Source organism: Allosphingosinicella sp. (assembly GCF_046295735.1).
Taxonomy (GTDB): domain Bacteria; phylum Pseudomonadota; class Alphaproteobacteria; order Sphingomonadales; family Sphingomonadaceae; genus Allosphingosinicella.
In genome coordinates this window covers 113,283-129,103 of record NZ_JBKBMQ010000011.1, presented here as the reverse complement: position 1 = coordinate 129,103, position 15,821 = coordinate 113,283, and the positions used below count along the sequence as shown (strand labels likewise).

General features: G+C 70.4%; 13 protein-coding genes, 1 tRNA gene and 1 riboswitch. Of the genes, 6 read left to right on the top strand and 8 right to left on the bottom strand.

What is annotated here, in order from left to right:
- Positions 1-28 precede the first annotated feature (28 nt).
- A tRNA-Met gene (locus ACK4K7_RS11905) sits at positions 29-105 on the top strand.
- Between the two features lie 194 nt (positions 106-299).
- On the opposite strand, the gene ACK4K7_RS11900 is transcribed toward ACK4K7_RS11905, so the two are convergent.
- Positions 300-1,358 carry a phosphotransferase gene (locus ACK4K7_RS11900; protein WP_431866248.1) on the bottom strand — a complete coding sequence of 353 codons (1,059 nt, stop codon included), beginning with the start codon at positions 1,356-1,358 and terminating at the stop codon, positions 300-302.
- Between the two features lie 238 nt (positions 1,359-1,596).
- The gene (locus tag ACK4K7_RS11895; RefSeq protein ID WP_431866247.1) at positions 1,597-3,771 is read right to left on the bottom strand and encodes a malate synthase G; all 2,175 of its coding nucleotides are present in this window, start codon (positions 3,769-3,771) and stop codon (positions 1,597-1,599) included.
- A 101-nt stretch (positions 3,772-3,872) separates the two neighbouring features.
- Between ACK4K7_RS11895 and ACK4K7_RS11890 the strand changes: the two genes are divergently transcribed.
- On the top strand, positions 3,873-5,957 hold the full coding sequence (locus ACK4K7_RS11890; RefSeq protein ID WP_431866246.1) for an amidohydrolase family protein: 2,085 nt from the start codon (positions 3,873-3,875) through the stop codon (positions 5,955-5,957).
- A gap of 66 nt (positions 5,958-6,023) precedes the next feature.
- Positions 6,024-7,607 carry a peptide chain release factor 3 gene (locus ACK4K7_RS11885; RefSeq protein WP_431866244.1) on the top strand — a complete coding sequence of 528 codons (1,584 nt, stop codon included), beginning with the start codon at positions 6,024-6,026 and terminating at the stop codon, positions 7,605-7,607.
- Here ACK4K7_RS11885 and ACK4K7_RS11880 read toward each other — a convergent pair whose 3' ends face one another.
- Positions 7,608-8,819: a multidrug effflux MFS transporter gene (locus ACK4K7_RS11880; RefSeq protein WP_431866243.1), complete on the bottom strand. Its 1,212-nt coding sequence runs from the start codon at positions 8,817-8,819 to the stop codon at positions 7,608-7,610.
- Positions 8,820-8,893: 74 nt separating this feature from the next.
- On the opposite strand from ACK4K7_RS11880, the gene ACK4K7_RS11875 reads away from it, so the two are divergent.
- Positions 8,894-9,517, top strand: coding sequence for a glutathione S-transferase family protein (locus ACK4K7_RS11875; RefSeq protein ID WP_431866242.1), 624 nt, complete (start codon positions 8,894-8,896; stop codon positions 9,515-9,517).
- A gap of 44 nt (positions 9,518-9,561) precedes the next feature.
- Here the strand turns inward: ACK4K7_RS11875 and ACK4K7_RS11870 are convergent, their stop codons facing one another.
- The 4 genes from ACK4K7_RS11870 to ACK4K7_RS11855 are packed head-to-tail and all read right to left on the bottom strand — an operon-like array spanning position 9,562 to position 13,823.
- Positions 9,562-10,251, bottom strand: coding sequence for an ABC transporter ATP-binding protein (locus ACK4K7_RS11870; RefSeq protein ID WP_431866240.1), 690 nt, complete (start codon positions 10,249-10,251; stop codon positions 9,562-9,564).
- Positions 10,248-11,204 carry a FecCD family ABC transporter permease gene (locus ACK4K7_RS11865; protein WP_431866239.1) on the bottom strand — a complete coding sequence of 319 codons (957 nt, stop codon included), beginning with the start codon at positions 11,202-11,204 and terminating at the stop codon, positions 10,248-10,250. Before ACK4K7_RS11865 ends, ACK4K7_RS11870 begins: the two co-directional genes overlap by 4 nt.
- A complete protein-coding gene (locus ACK4K7_RS11860; RefSeq protein WP_431866237.1) occupies positions 11,201-11,995 on the bottom strand; it encodes an ABC transporter substrate-binding protein in 795 nt (264 codons plus the stop codon). Before ACK4K7_RS11860 ends, ACK4K7_RS11865 begins: the two co-directional genes overlap by 4 nt.
- Positions 11,964-13,823 (bottom strand): TonB-dependent receptor plug domain-containing protein, encoded by a 1,860-nt coding sequence (locus ACK4K7_RS11855; RefSeq protein ID WP_431866235.1) that lies wholly within the window; start codon positions 13,821-13,823, stop codon positions 11,964-11,966. Before ACK4K7_RS11855 ends, ACK4K7_RS11860 begins: the two co-directional genes overlap by 32 nt.
- A 102-nt stretch (positions 13,824-13,925) precedes the next feature.
- A riboswitch (cobalamin riboswitch) is annotated at positions 13,926-14,096 on the bottom strand.
- A 105-nt stretch (positions 14,097-14,201) separates the two neighbouring features.
- On the opposite strand from ACK4K7_RS11855, the gene rpmE reads away from it, so the two are divergent.
- The gene (gene rpmE / locus ACK4K7_RS11850) at positions 14,202-14,435 is read left to right on the top strand and encodes a 50S ribosomal protein L31 (RefSeq protein ID WP_431866233.1); all 234 of its coding nucleotides are present in this window, start codon (positions 14,202-14,204) and stop codon (positions 14,433-14,435) included.
- A gap of 6 nt (positions 14,436-14,441) precedes the next feature.
- A complete protein-coding gene (locus ACK4K7_RS11845; protein ID WP_431866232.1) occupies positions 14,442-14,975 on the top strand; it encodes a GNAT family N-acetyltransferase in 534 nt (177 codons plus the stop codon).
- 1 nt (position 14,976) lies between these two features.
- Here ACK4K7_RS11845 and ACK4K7_RS11840 read toward each other — a convergent pair whose 3' ends face one another.
- A complete protein-coding gene (locus ACK4K7_RS11840) occupies positions 14,977-15,765 on the bottom strand; it encodes a pirin family protein (RefSeq protein WP_431866230.1) in 789 nt (262 codons plus the stop codon).
- Positions 15,766-15,821 lie beyond the last annotated feature (56 nt).

The window sequence follows — 15,821 nt, the reverse complement described above, 5'->3', positions numbered from 1 at the left end:
CGTGCCCCGGGCGGCTCAATCCTTTTGGCGCGGGGTGGAGCAGCCCGGTAGCTCGTCAGGCTCATAACCTGAAGGTCGCAGGTTCAAATCCTGCCCCCGCAACCAACACACAAGCCCTCGCCTAACAGGCCGAGGGCTTTTTTGCGTTCCGGAGCGCGGGCGCTGCCGCTCAGGCGCGGTTCGTCGCCAACCGGATGACGTGGCGGGGGGCCTGGGCGTTGCCGCTCCGCAGCAGCGGTGTTGCCTGGCCGCCGCAGGCCCCGTCCAAGGCTCATCGGGCTGACGGCCAACCGGCGCCGTCAGCGGGCGCCGGCTTTCCGCGCTTGTTCCCAAGCGAGGTCGGCGAGCGGCTCGAGGCGCTTGGCCATTTCCGCGGCGTGGGCCGACGCGGCGGTGCCGCGCGCGATCCGGCCCTTGATGCCGTGCACGATGCCGGCGAGCCGGAACAGATTGAAGGCCATGTAGAAATCGAGGTCCGCGATGCCGTCGCGGCCGGTCCGCGCGCAATAAGCGGCGACATAGTCCGCTTCCGACGGGATGTTGAGCGCGGCGAGGTCCGCCTCGCCGAGCGCGTCGGGCATCCGGTACATCATCAGATGGTAGGAGAAATCGGCGAGCGGGTGGCCGAGCGTCGACAATTCCCAGTCGAGCACCGCCAGCACGCGCGGCTCGGTCGGATGGAAGATCATGTTGTCGCAGCGGAAATCGCCGTGGATGATGCGGGCGCGCGGCTCGTCGGGCGGGATGTTGTCGGGCAGCCATTCCACCAGCCGGTCCATCGCCGGCACGCGCCCGGCCTCGACGTCGCCGAGATATTGCTTCGACCAACGCCCGATCTGCCGCGCGAAATAATTGCCCGGCTTGCCATAGTCGCCGAGCCCGGCGGCGTCCGGATCGATGAGGTGGAGCGCGGCGATGGTGCGGTTCATCGCGTCGAAATAAGCGGGCCGGTCGGCGCGCGGCACTTCGCCGAAGGCGGGATCCCAGAAGATGCGGCCCTCCACCATCTCCATGACGTAGAAAGCGGTGCCGATCACGCCTTCGTCCTCGCACAGCGCATAAGCGCGGGCGACGGGGAAGCCCTGGGCGTGGAGGGCGCTGATCACCCGATATTCGCGCTCCACGGCATGGGCGCCCGGCAGCAGTTTGCCGGGCGGCTTGCGGCGCAGCACGTAGCAGCGGGCCTCGGTCACCAACTTGTAGGTCGGGTTGGACTGACCGCCCTTGAACTGTTCGACCCGCAGCGGACCGGCATATCCCTCGACATGCTGCTCCATCCAGCGATGGAGGCGCTCGGTGTCGAACCGGTGCGCCTCGCGCACCTCCGCCGTGCCCCGGTTTTGCGCGCTTCTGTCCAAATCGCATCCCTTCCAAAAAAAATTTCGGCTTTCGCGACATGTTTCCCGGAAAGCGTTGACTATGCAAACGAGGAAGGAGCGGCGCAGTCGCTTCAGCCATTCCTACCCGGTCCAAGGGAGGTGCCTCGGCAAATGGACCGGGTGGGAATTCGCCCCGCGACGGCCCCGACCCCGGTCGTCGCGCCGCTCCTTCCTCCACCCTTCCATCCGAACCGATCGATGAGGCGCCGCCGCGCGGTCAGCGCCCGGCGGCGGCCTTGAGCTTCAGGCGGTGCGCGTGGAGCAGCGGCTCGGTATAGCCCGAAGGCTGCGCCTTGCCCTCGAAAACGAGAGCGCGGGCGGCCTGGAAGGCGATGCTCTTTTCCGGATCGGCGGCCATCGGCCGGTAGAAGGGATCGCCCGCATTCTGCCGGTCGACCACCGCCGCCATGCGCCGCAGCGCCGCCTCGACCTGCTCCGCCGCGACAACGCCATGCTCCAGCCAATTGGCGACGTGCTGGCTGGAGATGCGGCAGGTCGCGCGGTCCTCCATCAGGCCGACGTCGTGGTTGTCGGGCACTTTGGAGCAACCCACCCCCTGGTCGATCCAGCGCACGACATAGCCCAATATGCCCTGGATGTTGTTGTCGAGCTCCTCGGCGATCTCCCCGGCGCTCCAGCTCGGTCCGTCCGCGACCGGGATGCGCAGCATGTCGCCGAGCCGGTCGGGCGCCCGGCCGGCGAGCGCGCGCTGCCGCTCGGCGACGTTCACCCGGTGATAGTGGACGGCATGGAGAGTCGCGGCTGTGGGGGAGGGGACCCAGGCGGTGCTCGCCCCCGCCTCGGGATGGCCGATCTTCTGGGCCAGCATGTCGGCCATCAGGTCCGGCATCGCCCACATGCCCTTGCCGATCTGCGCGCGCCCCGCGAAGCCGCAGGCGAGGCCGGTCAGGACATTGTTGTCCTCATAGGCCTTGAGCCAGGCGGCGCCCTTCATCCCGGCCTTGCGGATCGCCGGCCCGAGCCGCATCGCGGTGTGGATCTCGTCGCCGGTGCGGTCGAGGAAGCCGGTGTTGATGAAGACGATCCGGTCCTTCACCGCATGGATGCAGGCGGCGAGGTTGAGGGAGGTGCGCCGCTCCTCGTCCATCACGCCGATCTTGAGGGTGTGGCGCTGCAGGCCGAGCAGGTCCTCCACCCGGTCGAACAGGCGGTTCGCGAAGGCCGCTTCCTCGGGGCCGTGCATCTTGGGCTTGACGATATAGACGGAGCCGGCGGGGCTGTTGGCGCGGGCGCCGTTCAGATCGTGGAGCGCGGCGAGCGCGGTGAAGGCGGCGTCGCACAGCCCCTCATACGCCTCCGCCCCGTCGATCCGGATCATTGGATTGGTCATGAGATGGCCGACATTGCGGACGAACAGCAAGGCGCGACCCTTCAGCGTCAGCGTGCCGCCGTCCGGGGCGGCGTAGCTGCGGTCCGGATTCGCGCGGCGCTCGATCCTGCGTCCGTCCTTCTCGAGCGAGGCGCTCAGCGCGCCCTTCATCAGGCCGAGCCAGTTGCGATAGACCCCGACCTTGTCCTCGGCATCGACCGCGGCGACCGAATCCTCGCAGTCCATGATGGTGGTGACCGCGCTTTCGAGCAGGATGTCGGCGACTCCGGCCTTGTCCTCGCGGCCGATCGGGTGGTCCGGGTCGATCCTGATCTCGATATGGAGGCCGTTGTGGCGGAGCAGGACCGCGCCGTCGCGCCAGCCGGCGAGCAGGGAGGGATCGCGCAGGCCGCCGCGATCGGTGACCAGCCGGCCCGCCTCGATCCGGTAGTCGCTCACCTCGCCATGGCTTCCGCCTTCGAGCGGGGCAACCTCGTCGAGGAAGCGGCGGCCCCATTGGATCACGCGGGCGCCGCGCTCCGGATCGTAGCCGCCGCCTTGCGGGCGGTCGCCGAGCGCGTCGGTGCCGTAGAGCGCGTCGTAGAGGCTGCCCCAGCGGGCGTTGAGCGCGTTCAGCGCGTAGCGGGCGTTGCTGACCGGGACGACGAGCTGGGGACCGGCGATGTCGGCGATCTCCGGATCGACGTTCGTCGTGCCGATCGTGAAGGGAGCGGGCGCGTCGACCAGATAGGAGATCTCGCGCAGGAAGGATTCCTCTTCCGCCGGATCGGGCGCGCGGCCCCCGAGCGCGGAATTGCGTTCGTCGATCCGCGCCTGCAGCGCCTCGCGCGTTTCCAGCAGGCGGCGATTTTCGGGCGAGAGGTCGCGCAGCAACGTCTCGAGCCCCACCCAGAAGCGGTCCGCCGGGATGCCGGTGCCGGGCAGGGCCTCGTCCTCGACGAAGGCCTTCAGCGCCTCCGCAACCTCAAGCCCGCCGATCCGTGCATACACAGGCGCCTCCCTCAAGAACCGCCCCGCTATGTTCGAGCGCGGGCGCGGCATCAAGTGCGCTTCGTCGAAGCCGAAGGCCGCCGGTCGAACGCCCGCTTGTGCTGCCGACCGTTACGGGTGCAGTCTCCGCCTCGAACCCAGGGGAGGACGCCATGAAGACGCATGCCAAATATTCCGCCATCTGCATCGCCGCTCTCGCCGCCGCGCTGACCGCGCCCGCCACCGCGCACGAACAGGTGCCGCCCGCGGCTCCGGCGCAGGCGGCGATGCCCGACCTCGCCGTCCCCCCGGAGACCGGCACCGAGGTGCGGGTGCTGACTTCGACCGGCGGCCGCCACGGCCAGTCGATCCGCTGGGCCGCGCCCGACGGCACCCGCTGGGCGCGCGAATCGATGCTGCTGCGCGGCTTCGTCACCGAGATCGACCAGCAGACCCGCTTCAACCCGGACGGCAGCATCCGCGAGATCGTGATCCGCGGCCGCACGCCGCAGGGCGACGCTTCCGAGACCTTCCGGGTCGAGAATGGCCGCTTCACCTATTCGAGCCCGGTGGACCGCGGCGAGGGCGAGTACCGGCCGGGCCTCACCTACGCCACTTATGGCGGCCTGATGGAGCCCGGCATCCTGCTCGTGGAAGCGCTGCTGCGCGCGCCGGGCCGGCGGCTGTCGCTCGCGCCCTCCGGCGAGGCGAGCCTCAATCCCCTGACCGAGCTCGAGGTCACCAACGCGCGCGGCGAGACCAAGCGGCTCACCGCGGTCACGATCGACGGCCTCGGCCTCGCGCCGCAGCCCGTCTGGCTGGAGGGCGATCGGGTGTTCGGCGCCGCCGGCTTCATCAACGTCCTGCCGGCGGGCTGGGAAGACGTCGCGCCGCGGCTGAGCGCCGCCCAGGAAGCGGCGCTGGCCGAACGCGCGCCCGAGCTGCTCGCCCGCGTCGCGCCCCGCCATGAAGGGCCGGTCGCGTTCACCAACGTGCGGCTCTACGACGCCGACGCGCGCACCTTCCGCGAGGGCATGACGGTGGTGGCGGAGGGCGGACGCATCACCGCCGTCGGTCCCGCGGCCGCGATCACTCTCCCCGCCGGCGCGCGAACTTACGACGGCGCCGGCAGGACATTGGTGCCAGGCCTGTGGGACGCGCACCAGCATTATGGCGGCGACGCGACCGGTCCGCTTCTGCTTTCGCTGGGCATCACCAGCGTGCGCGACCCCGGCAACCGGCCCGAGGAATCGATCGCCCGCAAGCGCCGCATCGACGAAGGGCGGCTGCTGGGACCGCGCGTCATCCCGGTGATGCTGATCGACGGTCCGGGGCCGCTCGCCGCCCAGATGGCGGTCACCGCAACCGACGAGGCGAGCGCGATCGCCGCGGTGCGGCAGGCGCAGAATATGGGCTTTGCCGGCGTGAAGCTCTACGGCTCGCTCGATCCCGCGCTGGTTCCGGTCATCTCGGCCGAGGCGAAGCGGCTGGGGCTGCGCGTTCAGGGCCATGTGCCGCGCACCATGCGCCCGCTTGATGCCGTCCGCGCCGGCTATGACGAGCTCACCCACATCAATTTCGTAATGATGCAGGCGATGCCCGACGAGGTGGTGAACCAGTCGAACGGGCTGCAGCGCTTCTACGGTCCCGGCCGCTACGCCGCCGGGGTCGATCTCAATTCGCCCGAGATGCGCGCCTATATCGAGGAATTGGCGCGGCGCGGCACCACGGTCGACGCCACGCTCGCCATCTTCGAGGGCGGCTTCACCGAGGATCCGGGTCAGCTCGCCGCCTCCTACAGGCCGTTCGACGGGAAGCTGCCGCCGATCCTCAGCCGCGGCTTCCGCTCGGGCGGCTTCGCGCCGACTCCCGAAGTGTCGCGCGACCAGATGCGGCAAAGCTTCGCGCGGCTCCAGGAACTGGTGGTGGCGTTGCACCGCGCCGGCGTGCCGGTGGTCGCGGGCACGGACGGGTCGGGGCTGGAGCTGGTCCGCGACCTCGAACTCTATGTCGAAGGCGGCATGAGCCCGGCGGACGCGCTGGCGACAGCGACCATCGTCCCCTCCACCCAGTTCGGCGTCGCCGACGATCGCGGCTCGATCGCGGTCGGCAAGCTGTCCGACCTGGTGCTGGTCGACGGCGACCCGAGCCGCAACATCGGCGACCTGCGCAAGGTGCACACCGTCATGCTGGGCGACCGGCTGATGGACGGCGACGCGCTCCGCTCCGCCGCCGGCCTGTCGGGCCGGCCCGACTGAGGGGCTCGAAAAGTTCGGCGCGTCCTGCTAAAGGGCGCGCCGAAACCGCTTTACTCACCGGACAATATGCTCAACCGACCCACCGGCCGCCCGGACCGGCGCACCTTCGCGATCATCTCGCACCCCGACGCCGGCAAGACCACCTTGACGGAGAAGCTGCTGCTGTTCGGCGGCGCGATCCATCTCGCCGGCGAGGTGAAGGCGCGCGGCGCCAGCCGGCGCGCGCGTTCGGACTGGATGAAGATCGAGCAGCAGCGCGGCATCTCGGTGACGAGCTCGGTGATGACGTTCGAACATCAGGGCGTCACCTTCAACCTGCTCGACACGCCGGGCCACGAGGACTTTTCGGAAGACACCTACCGAACGCTGACCGCGGTCGATTCGGCGGTGATGGTGATCGACGCCGCGAAGGGCATCGAGCCGCAGACTCGCAAGCTGTTCGAGGTTTGCCGGCTGCGCAACGTGCCGATCATCACTTTCGTCAACAAGGTCGACCGCGAGGGCAAGGAGCCGTTCGCGCTGCTCGACGAGATCGCCGACGTGCTGGCGCTGGACGTCGCCCCGATGAGCTGGCCGGTCGGGATGGGCGGCACGTTCGAAGGCATCTACGATCTCGGCAGCGACCGCCTCAGCCTTCCCGCGCGGAGCGACGGCGGCCATTTCGAAGGCGAGACGCTTCAGTTCGACGGCCTCGAGGACCCGAAGCTCGCCGAGCAGGTGGAGGGGCATGAGAAGCTTCAGGAAGAAGCCTCGCTCGCCCGCGCCGCTTATCCGGCGTTCGACTCCGCCGCTTACCTTGCGGGCGATCTGACGCCCGTCTTTTTCGGATCGGCGCTGAAGGAGTTCGGCGTCGCCGAGCTGATCGGCGCGCTGGCCGAGCTCGCGCCGTCGCCGCAGCCGCAACCGGCCGCCTCGGGTCCCGTCGATCCCGACCACAAGGCGGTGACCGGCTTCATCTTCAAGGTGCAGGCAAACATGAACCCGCAGCACCGCGACCGCGTGGCGTTCATGCGGCTCTGCTCGGGCCGCTTCCGGCGCGGCATGAAGCTGCTCCAGCCCTCGACCGGAAAGTCGCTGGCGGTGCACAGCCCGATCCTGTTCTTCGCCCAGAATCGCGAGCTCGCCGACGAGGCCTTTCCGGGCGACATCATCGGCATCCCCAATCACGGCACGCTGAGGGTCGGCGACACGCTGACCGAGGACGAGACGGTGCAGTTCACCGGCCTCCCCAATTTCGCGCCGGAAATCCTGCGCCGCGTGGTGCTCGCCGATCCGACCAAGACGAAGCAGCTTCGCAAGGCGCTGGACGACATGGCCGAGGAGGGAGTGACGCAGGTCTTCTACCCCAATGTCGGCGCGCAATGGATCGTCGGCGTGGTCGGCCAGCTGCAGCTCGACGTGCTCATCTCGCGCCTCGAGGCCGAGTATAAGGTGGACGCGCGGTTCGAGCCCTCGCCCTGGGACACGGCGCGCTGGATCTCGGCCGAGGATCCCAAGGACCTCCAGGCCTTCCTCGACACCCACAAGAGCGCCACCGCCGTCGATCGCGACGGGGCGCCGGTGTTCATGGCCAAGGATCTGTGGGAGCTCAGCTACCACGAGGGGCGCAACCCCCGGCTGCGGTTCACCGCCACCAAGGAGCGCAGCTGATCAGGCCGGGCGGTTCGCCCAGACGGCGGTGACCAGCGCCAGCGCCCCGCAAATGGCGAGGCCGGCGAGGAAGGGAAGGGTCGTCCCGTCGAACGCCCGCCCGACCGCGAGGCCGATCAGCGCGCCGCCGACCGTTGTGATCACCCCCTGGATCGACGATGCGGTGCCCGCGACATGGCCGAGCGGCTCCATCGCCAGCGCGCCGAGATTGGCGCCTATCAGGCCGAAGGTCGCCATGGCGAGCGCCTGAAGCAGGATGAAGACGATCAGCCATTCGCCCGCGAGCGCCGCCACCGCGAAGTGGAGTGTGGCGATGGTCGTGAACAGGCCGAGCGCCCGCAGCGCCACCCCGCGCGCGCCCAGCCGCACGACGATGCGGCTGTTGAGCCAGGAGCTGAGCGCCATCGGCCCTGCGATGGCGGCGAAGACCAGCGCGATCAGCTCCGGCGCGCCGAACACGTCGAACACGATCTGCTGGATCGAATTGATGAAGGCGAACAGGCCGCCCATCACCAGCATCTGCGCGACCGTGTTGCCGATCGAGACCCGCGTGGCGACCGTCGTGACGAACGCTTCCCAAAGCAGAGCGGGGGAGAGCAGGCGGCGCTTTTCGGGCGGATGGGTCTCCGGCAGGCGCAGCATCGCCCAGAGCAGGACGGCGCCGCCGTAGAGGCCGAGGCCGATGAAGATCAGCTGCCAGCTCCCGAACAGCAGCACCGCCTGGCCGAAGGCGGGGGCGAGCACCGGCACGATCATGAAGACGATGAAGACGAGGCTCATCACCTTCGCCATTTCCGACCCGACGAAGCGGTCGCGGACGATCGAGACGACGAGCGTGCGCGTCCCGGCCGCCGCCGCGCCCTGCAGCGCGCGGGCGGCCAGCAGCAGGTCGAAACTGGTCGCCAGGCCGGAGGCGAGCGCGAACAGAGTGTAGAGGCCGAGGCTCCAGACCAGGATGGTCTTGCGGCCGACCCGGTCGGAGATCGGGCCGTAGAAGAGCTGCGCGACGCCGAAGCCGATCAGATAGGCGCTGATCACCAGCTGCCGGTCGTTCTCCGTCCGGACCGCGAGCGCCTCGCCGATCGCGGGGAGGGCGGGCAGCATGGCGTCGATGGCGAGCGCATTGGCCGCCATCAAAGCGGCCATCATCGCGACGAATTCCCTCATGCCGGGGAGGCGGCGGTCGCGGTGCTGCTGCTGCTGCTGCTCCATCCGCTGCACTTGGGCTCGGGGGGCGCCGATGACAAGCGCTTCCACTCCGCGGCCGATCCGGGCTAGGTCGGGCCATGATCATCGTCCATCATCTCGAAAACAGCCGCTCGCAGCGCATCCTCTGGCTGCTGGAGGAACTGGAGCTGCCTTATGAGGTCCGCCGCTACGAGAGGGACCGCAAGACCATGCTCGCCCCGCCCGAGCTTCGGAAGGTCCATCCGCTCGGCAAGGCGCCGGTGATCGACGACGGCGGACGGGTGATCTCCGAAACGGGCGCGATCGTCGAATATCTGGTGGAGAAAGCGGACGGGCGGCTCGGCCCGCCGGCGAACCGCGACGCGGTGCTGCGCTACCGCCACTTCCTCCATTATGCCGAAGGCTCGATGATGCCGCCGCTGCTGGCGCTGCTGGTGGTGAACCGGCTCGGCTTGCTGGGGCGGCCCGCGCGGGCGCCGCTGCTGCGCATGTTCGGCCAGCATCTCGACTGGCTGGAGACGGAGCTCGGCACCCGTCCCTGGTTCGCCGGCGAGGAGTTCAGCGCGGCGGACATCATGATGAGCTTCCCGCTGGAAGCGGCGCGGGCGCGGGCGGGGCTGGGCGAACGGCATCCCAACCTTATCGACTGGCTGGAGCGCATCCACGCCCGCCCGGCTTATGCCGAGGCGCTGCGCAAGGGCGGCCCCTACGCCTACGCCTGACGCGTTCCCCTGACGCAAACGCTGCTACATGCGGCTTCGAGGCATCAAGCCTCGATCCAGCCCTCCGGTCCACGGCGGACCCCGAACACCCGCTCGACTGCGGGGCCCAGCTGGGCGGGCGCGCCGTCGGAGGCGATGCGACCGCCGTCCATGACGATCATCCGGTCCGCGAAACGGGCGGCGGCGTCGAGATCGTGGATTGCCACCAGCAAGGCGGCGCCGGCGCGGGCGCGGGCGCGGAGCAGGTCCATCAGCTTCAGCTGCCAGAGCGGATCGAGATTGGCGACCGGTTCGTCTAGCAGCAGCAGGCGCGGCGAGGGCGCCAGCACCCGCGCCAGCAGCACCCGGCTGCGCTCGCCCGTGGAGAGGCGGTCGACCCGCCGATCGGCGAGCTGCTTGAGATCGAGCGCCGCGAGCGCCGCCGCCACTTCCTCCGACGAGCCGCCGCCGAGCCTGACGACGTCCGCGGCCGCCAGCGGCCACTTAAGGTCGCGCGAGGCGGGAAGGAAGCCGATCAGGCGCGGGCGCCGCTCGGGAGAAGCGGAGCGGAGGTCGGCACCGTCGATCAGGACCCGGCCCGCGGGGTGACCGATGCCGGCGATGGCGTGGAGAAGGCTTGTCTTGCCGCTGCCGTTCGGGCCGACGAGGCAGACGAGCTCGCCCGCCCGCAGCTCCAGGCTGGCGTCATGAAGCCGCTCGGGAAGCGAGAGGCTGTTGGCGGTGAGCAGGCTCATCGCGCGAATCTCAGCCGCATATGCGCGACCAGCCACAGGAAGAAGGGCGCGCCGATGAGGGCGGTGACGACGCCGATCGGCAGCGTCCGCCCCAGCGGCGCGAGCCGGGTCGCGAGATCGGCGGCGGTGAGCAGCAGCGCGCCGATCGCCGCGGCGGGGAGGATGGCGCGGCCGGGATGGCCGCCGGTCAGCCGCCGCGCGAAAATCGGTGCGATGAGTCCGATGAAGCCGATCGCGCCGCAGATGGCGACGCACGCGCCGACGCCGAGCGCCGTCAGCACCACAACCTGAAGCCGGATGCGCCCGACATCGTGGCCGAGCGACTGCGCGACCTCCTCGCCCAGCGCCAGGCTGTCCAGCGGCCGGGAAAGGCGCAGCAGCAGCAGGATGACGAGCAGGGCCGGAATTCCGGCGAAGGCCGCCTGCCCGAGGCTGCGGTCGACCAGCGATCCCATCAGCCAGTCATAGGCGTCGTAGAAGGCGAAGGGAGAGGGGGCGAGCGCAAGCGCGAGGGTGGTGAGCGCTCCGGCGAGCGCGCTGATCGCGAGGCCGGAGAGGAGCAGGGTGGCGGTCTCGGCACGGGGACCCGCCAGCGCCAGCAGCAGGGCCAGTGCGCCGAGCGCCCCCGCCACCGCGCCGAACGACAGAGCGAGCGGCGCGGAAAAGCCGAGCAGATAGGCGGTGACGACCGCGCCCAGCGCCGCGCCGCTGGTGGTTCCGGTGATGTCGGGGGATGCGAGCGGATTGGCGAACAGGGCCTGGATCGCGGCTCCGGCGGCGCCCAGCGTCGCACCGTAGACCAGCGCCAGCAAGGTGCGCGGAAGCCTAAGCTCGACCAGGACCGCGCCCGCAAGGCCGGGCTCCGACTCCGCCAAAGCGGCGATCGGGTCCCACGGGACGGCCAGCGACGCAGTGGCGGCCGCGATCAGGAGCAGGACGAGCGCGATCCTCATCGCAGCTCCGCCCGCAGCCGGAGGATCTCGTCCACCATCGGCGGCCCCATGCAGGTCCAGCGCCGCCCATCGGTGGCGAGCATGCGCGCCTTGCCCGCCCCGCGGGCGAGCGGATGGCCGAGCCAGCGCTGATTGCCGGAAAACTGCCCCGCCCGGTAATCGCTGCGCAGCAGGACGGCGGGCGGCCGGGCGAGGAGGGTCTCGAGCGGCACCCGGTCGCCGGGGAGCGCGCGCTGGCGAAGGCCCGCCAGCACCATCCACTGCGCCTCCAGCCCGGTCGCCGAGACGGTGCGGCCGCCGCCGCCGAGCCAGATCGCGTCGCGGCCGGCGGGCGGTGCGCTTTGACGGAGCGCGGCGATGCGGGCGGTGACTCGGCGGCCCGCCTCCGGCCGGCCCAGCGCTTCGGCGACCAAAGCGACGCTGCGCTCCACATCGTCCAAGCTTTGGGCGAACGGCAGATCGAGCGTACGGATGCCGAGCCTGCCGGCGATCCGCAGCCGGTCGCGCCCGCCGCCGCCCATGGTCAGCACCAGATCCGGCCGCAGCCCCGCCACGGACAGCAGGCTGCCGTCGTTGCGCGGATGCGCGCGGGCCTGCCGCCACAGCGCCGTTTCGGCGGGTTGGTGCGACAGGTGGGTGACCGACGCGATCTGGCGCGGATCGGCGAGCAGCAGCAGCAGCTCGTCCGTGCACAGGTTGAGCGAGGCCACCCGCCGCGGCGCGGCGGCGGCGGGCGCCGCGAGCGAGGCGAGCGCGAGGCTAACGGCCGAGGCGAAGGCGAAGGCCCGCATGCACGGTCCGTCCCGCTGTGTTGTAGCCGACCACGTCCTGATAGTCGCCGTCAAGGGCGTTCTCGACGCGGCCGAACGCTTCGAGCGCCGGCGTCACGGCCCAGGCGAGCTGGAGCGAGGCGAGGACATAGTCGTCGAGCCGCACCCTCGGCGCCGGCCACAGGTCGAAATCCATGTCTTCGCGCCGACCGACATAAGCCAGGCTCGCGCCCCAGCGCAGCCCGCCGAGTGCCCCATCGGCGAACAGATTGGCGCTGTGCCGCGGACGGCGCAGCTCACGGGTCGGCCGGGCGGCGGCGGCCTGCTGTTCGCGCGCATCGAGGAAGGTGTAGTTGAAGCCGAGGTTGAGCCCCTGAAGCGCTCGCCAGCGGCCCTCCACCTCCAGGCCGCGGCGGCGGCTCCTGCCCTCGGCATTGGCGGTGCTGGACAGGAAGGTCGCGGGCTCGAACGTGTCGACGATCTCGTCCCGCAGGCGCTGGGTGAAACCGGTGACGCCGATCGCGGCGGCGGCGCCTTCCCAGCGCAGCCCCGCCTCGAAGCCGCGCGATCGCTCGGGGCGAAGATCGGGGTTGCCGACGAAGGATCCGGGGAAGAAGCCGTGGAGATCGTAGAAGGTCGGCTGGGCGATGCCCTCGCCATAAGCGGCGTGGACGGTCCAGCCGGTGAACGGGCGCACCAAAGCGGCGGCGCGAACGGTCGTGGCGTCGGCGAAGTCGCTGAAATGGTCGCGGCGTACCGCGACGTCGGTGGTGAAGCCTTGGGTCCAGTTCGCGCGCCATTGGCCGATCAGGGCCGCCGCCTCGCGCGAGCGATCCTGGTCGGTCCCGCCGAAATATTGCGTGTCGCGGGCGCGAAAGTTCTCGCCCTGATATTCGGCGGCGGCGGTCAGGCTGTGGCCGGCGAAGTCGCGGCTCGCCTGCGCGCCGGCGGTGAAGCGGCGCCCGAAGCTGCTGTTGAGCGGGGCATCGCCGAGGCGGTTGCGGTTGGCGCTGTCGAGCAGGCTGCCGTCGATCCGGAGGCGCCAGTCCCCAGCGCCCGCCGCCGCCCAGCCGCGCACCGCCCACAGCCGGTTGTCCGTGGCGTCGCGCGTATCGGCGCGGCGGAAGGTGACGGGATCGAAGCCGTCATAGTCGCTGCGGCCCTCGATCCAGTGGCCGACGAGCCCGATCTCGGCTTCCTGGGCGGGGGCGAAGACGGCCTTCAGGCTGGCGGAGCGGTTGTCGAAGCCGTCGCGGTCGCCGTTCGGCGCGCCGAAACTGTCGATCCCGTCGCTGCGCAGCCAGCCCGCGGCGGCGGAAAGGCCGATCGGGCCGCTCCGCGCGGTCGCCTGGGCGGCGAGGCGGTGGCTGCCGAGGCTGCCATATTCGCCCAGCGCCCGGAAGGACGGAGCCGCGAGCGGATCGGCGATGGCGGCGGCGATCACACCGCCGATCGCTTCGGACCCCCAAAGCGCCGATTGCGGCCCGCGAACCACTTCCAGCCGGGACAGCGCCTCGGCCGCGAGCAGCTCGAACCGCGCCTCGTTGCCGGCGGCGGGGTCGTTGAAGCGGATGCCGTCGACGAACAGCAAAGTGTGGTTCGCCTCCGCGCCGCGGATGCGGACCTGCGTCTGGGTGCCGCGCGGACCGGTGGCCGCCACCGAAGCCGCGGGTACGAGGCGAACGAGGTCCGCGGCCATGGGAAGGCCGAGCGCCTCGATCTCGCGGCGCTCGAACAGCGAGACGGACACGGGCGCCTGCGCCGCGGCGACCGGCTCGCGCGCGGCGGTGACCACGATCGCATCGGGCGGAACGGCGACAGCAGTTGAGAGAAGGAACAAGAAACTCACGATAACCTCCTGTAACGACACGTGGATCGTCGTCACGGAGGTACGGCGCGGGCGGGTGACGCCCGGCGCAGTGCCACGCATCCGCGGCTGGTCCCGGCCGGGTGCGGACGACGCGCGAAGGCAGGTCTCCTGGCTCGCGGGTCCACGCCTGGTCTCCCCCTTAGAGGGAGGGGCTCATCCGCTTACAGTTGCGGGCACAGCGCCGGTCTTTCACCGGACTTCCCATTTTCACCGCTCCTTGCGGGGAGCGGCACCTTCGCAACGGCGCCGCTAGGCCCGGGGCCGAGGCTTGTCAATCGCGCCGTCGCCCTGTAGAGCGCGGCCTTCGACGATCACGAGGCTGGTCGGAACCAGCCAAAATCTAGAAAGATCAAAGAGATGAAGGCCGACACCCACCCGAAGTACCACATGATCAAGGTGCAGATGACCGACGGCACCGTGTTCGAGACCCGCTCCACCTGGGGCAATGAGGGCGACACGCTGCAGCTCGACATCGACCCCAAGGTCCATCCGGCCTGGACCGGCGGCACCGGCCGCGTGCTCGATCAGGGTGGTCAGGTCGCGCGCTTCAACAAGCGCTTCGGCGGCCTTTCGCTCGGCTCCCGCAAGTAAGATCGGATGGGCGCGGTCCCGGTCATCGAGACCGAGCGGCTGCGCCTGCGTCCGATCTGGGAGGGCGACCTCCTCGCCTGGTCCGCCGTCACGGCGGATCCCGATGTCGCGCGCCATATCGGCGGCGCGCCGCTGTCGCGCGAGGAGACCTGGCGACGCCTGCTCGCCACGACCGGCGCCTGGGCCGTCAGCGGCTTCGGCTACTGGGCGGCGGAGATGCGCGGCGGCGACGGCCGGATGGTCGGCCATGTCGGCTTCGCCGACTTCAAGCGCGACATCGATCCGCCGATCGACGGCCGACCCGAAATGGGCTGGGTGTTCGCGCCCGAGGCGCACGGCAAGGGTCTGGCGAGCGAGGCCGTCGCCGCCGGCCTGCGCTGGGCGGACGAGACGCTGCGGGCGCCCGAGATCACGGCGGTGATCGAACCCGCCAACGCCCCGTCGATCCGCGTGGCGGAGAAAGCGGGGTTTGCCCAGCGCGAGACCGGCACCTACCGCGGCGCGCCGATCCTGGTCTTCCGCCGCTTCACCTCCTTCTGAGTCAGAGGCCGCCGAAGCGTCCCGCCTGATAGTCGCGGATCGCCTCCACGATTTCCTCCCGGCTGTTCATGACGAACGGCCCGTGGGCAACGATCGGCTCTCCGAACGGCGCCCCATGGCCGAACAGCAGCACCGCGCCCTCCACCGAGCGCAGCGCGACACCGTCGCCTTCTTCGCCGAGTTCCGCCAGCACATGCTCGGGCGCGGTTTCGCCGTCGATCTCGACCGAACCTCGCACCGCATAGAGGAAGATGGTCCGACCGACTGCGACCGGGAGCTCCACGGTCCCGCCGGGCGCCAGCGTCACCACCATCATCTCGAGCCCGGTCAGCGGCCGCACCGGACCTTCGGCATCGTCGAACCGCCCGGCGACCAGCGCGATCCGGGCGCCGTCTTGCTCCACGACCGGAATGTCGGCGGCCTCCAGCCCCCGATAGGCGGGTTCGGTCATCTTGAGCCGGGCGGGCAGGTTCACCCAGAGCTGGAGGATCTCCAGCGGCCCGCCGCGCTCCTTGAAGCTCCGGGGCGACAATTCGGCATGGACCAGGCCCCGGCCGGCGGTCATCCACTGCACGCCGCCGGCTCGAATCACGCTTTCATGCCCGCCGCTGTCGCTGTGGGCGAGCTCGCCCGCCAGGATGAAGGTCACCGTCTCGAAGCCGCGGTGCGGATGGGGGCCGAACGGAAGGCCGTTGTTTCCCGGCGGATAGGTTTGCGGCCCGTGATGATTGAGGAACAGGAAGGGGTCGAGATGATCGAGCCCCGGTCCCGGCAGGGGCCGCCGCGTCACGAGATCGCCGATATCGTCCCGGTGGGCCCGATGAAGCCGTCTGATTCGCCGTGTCC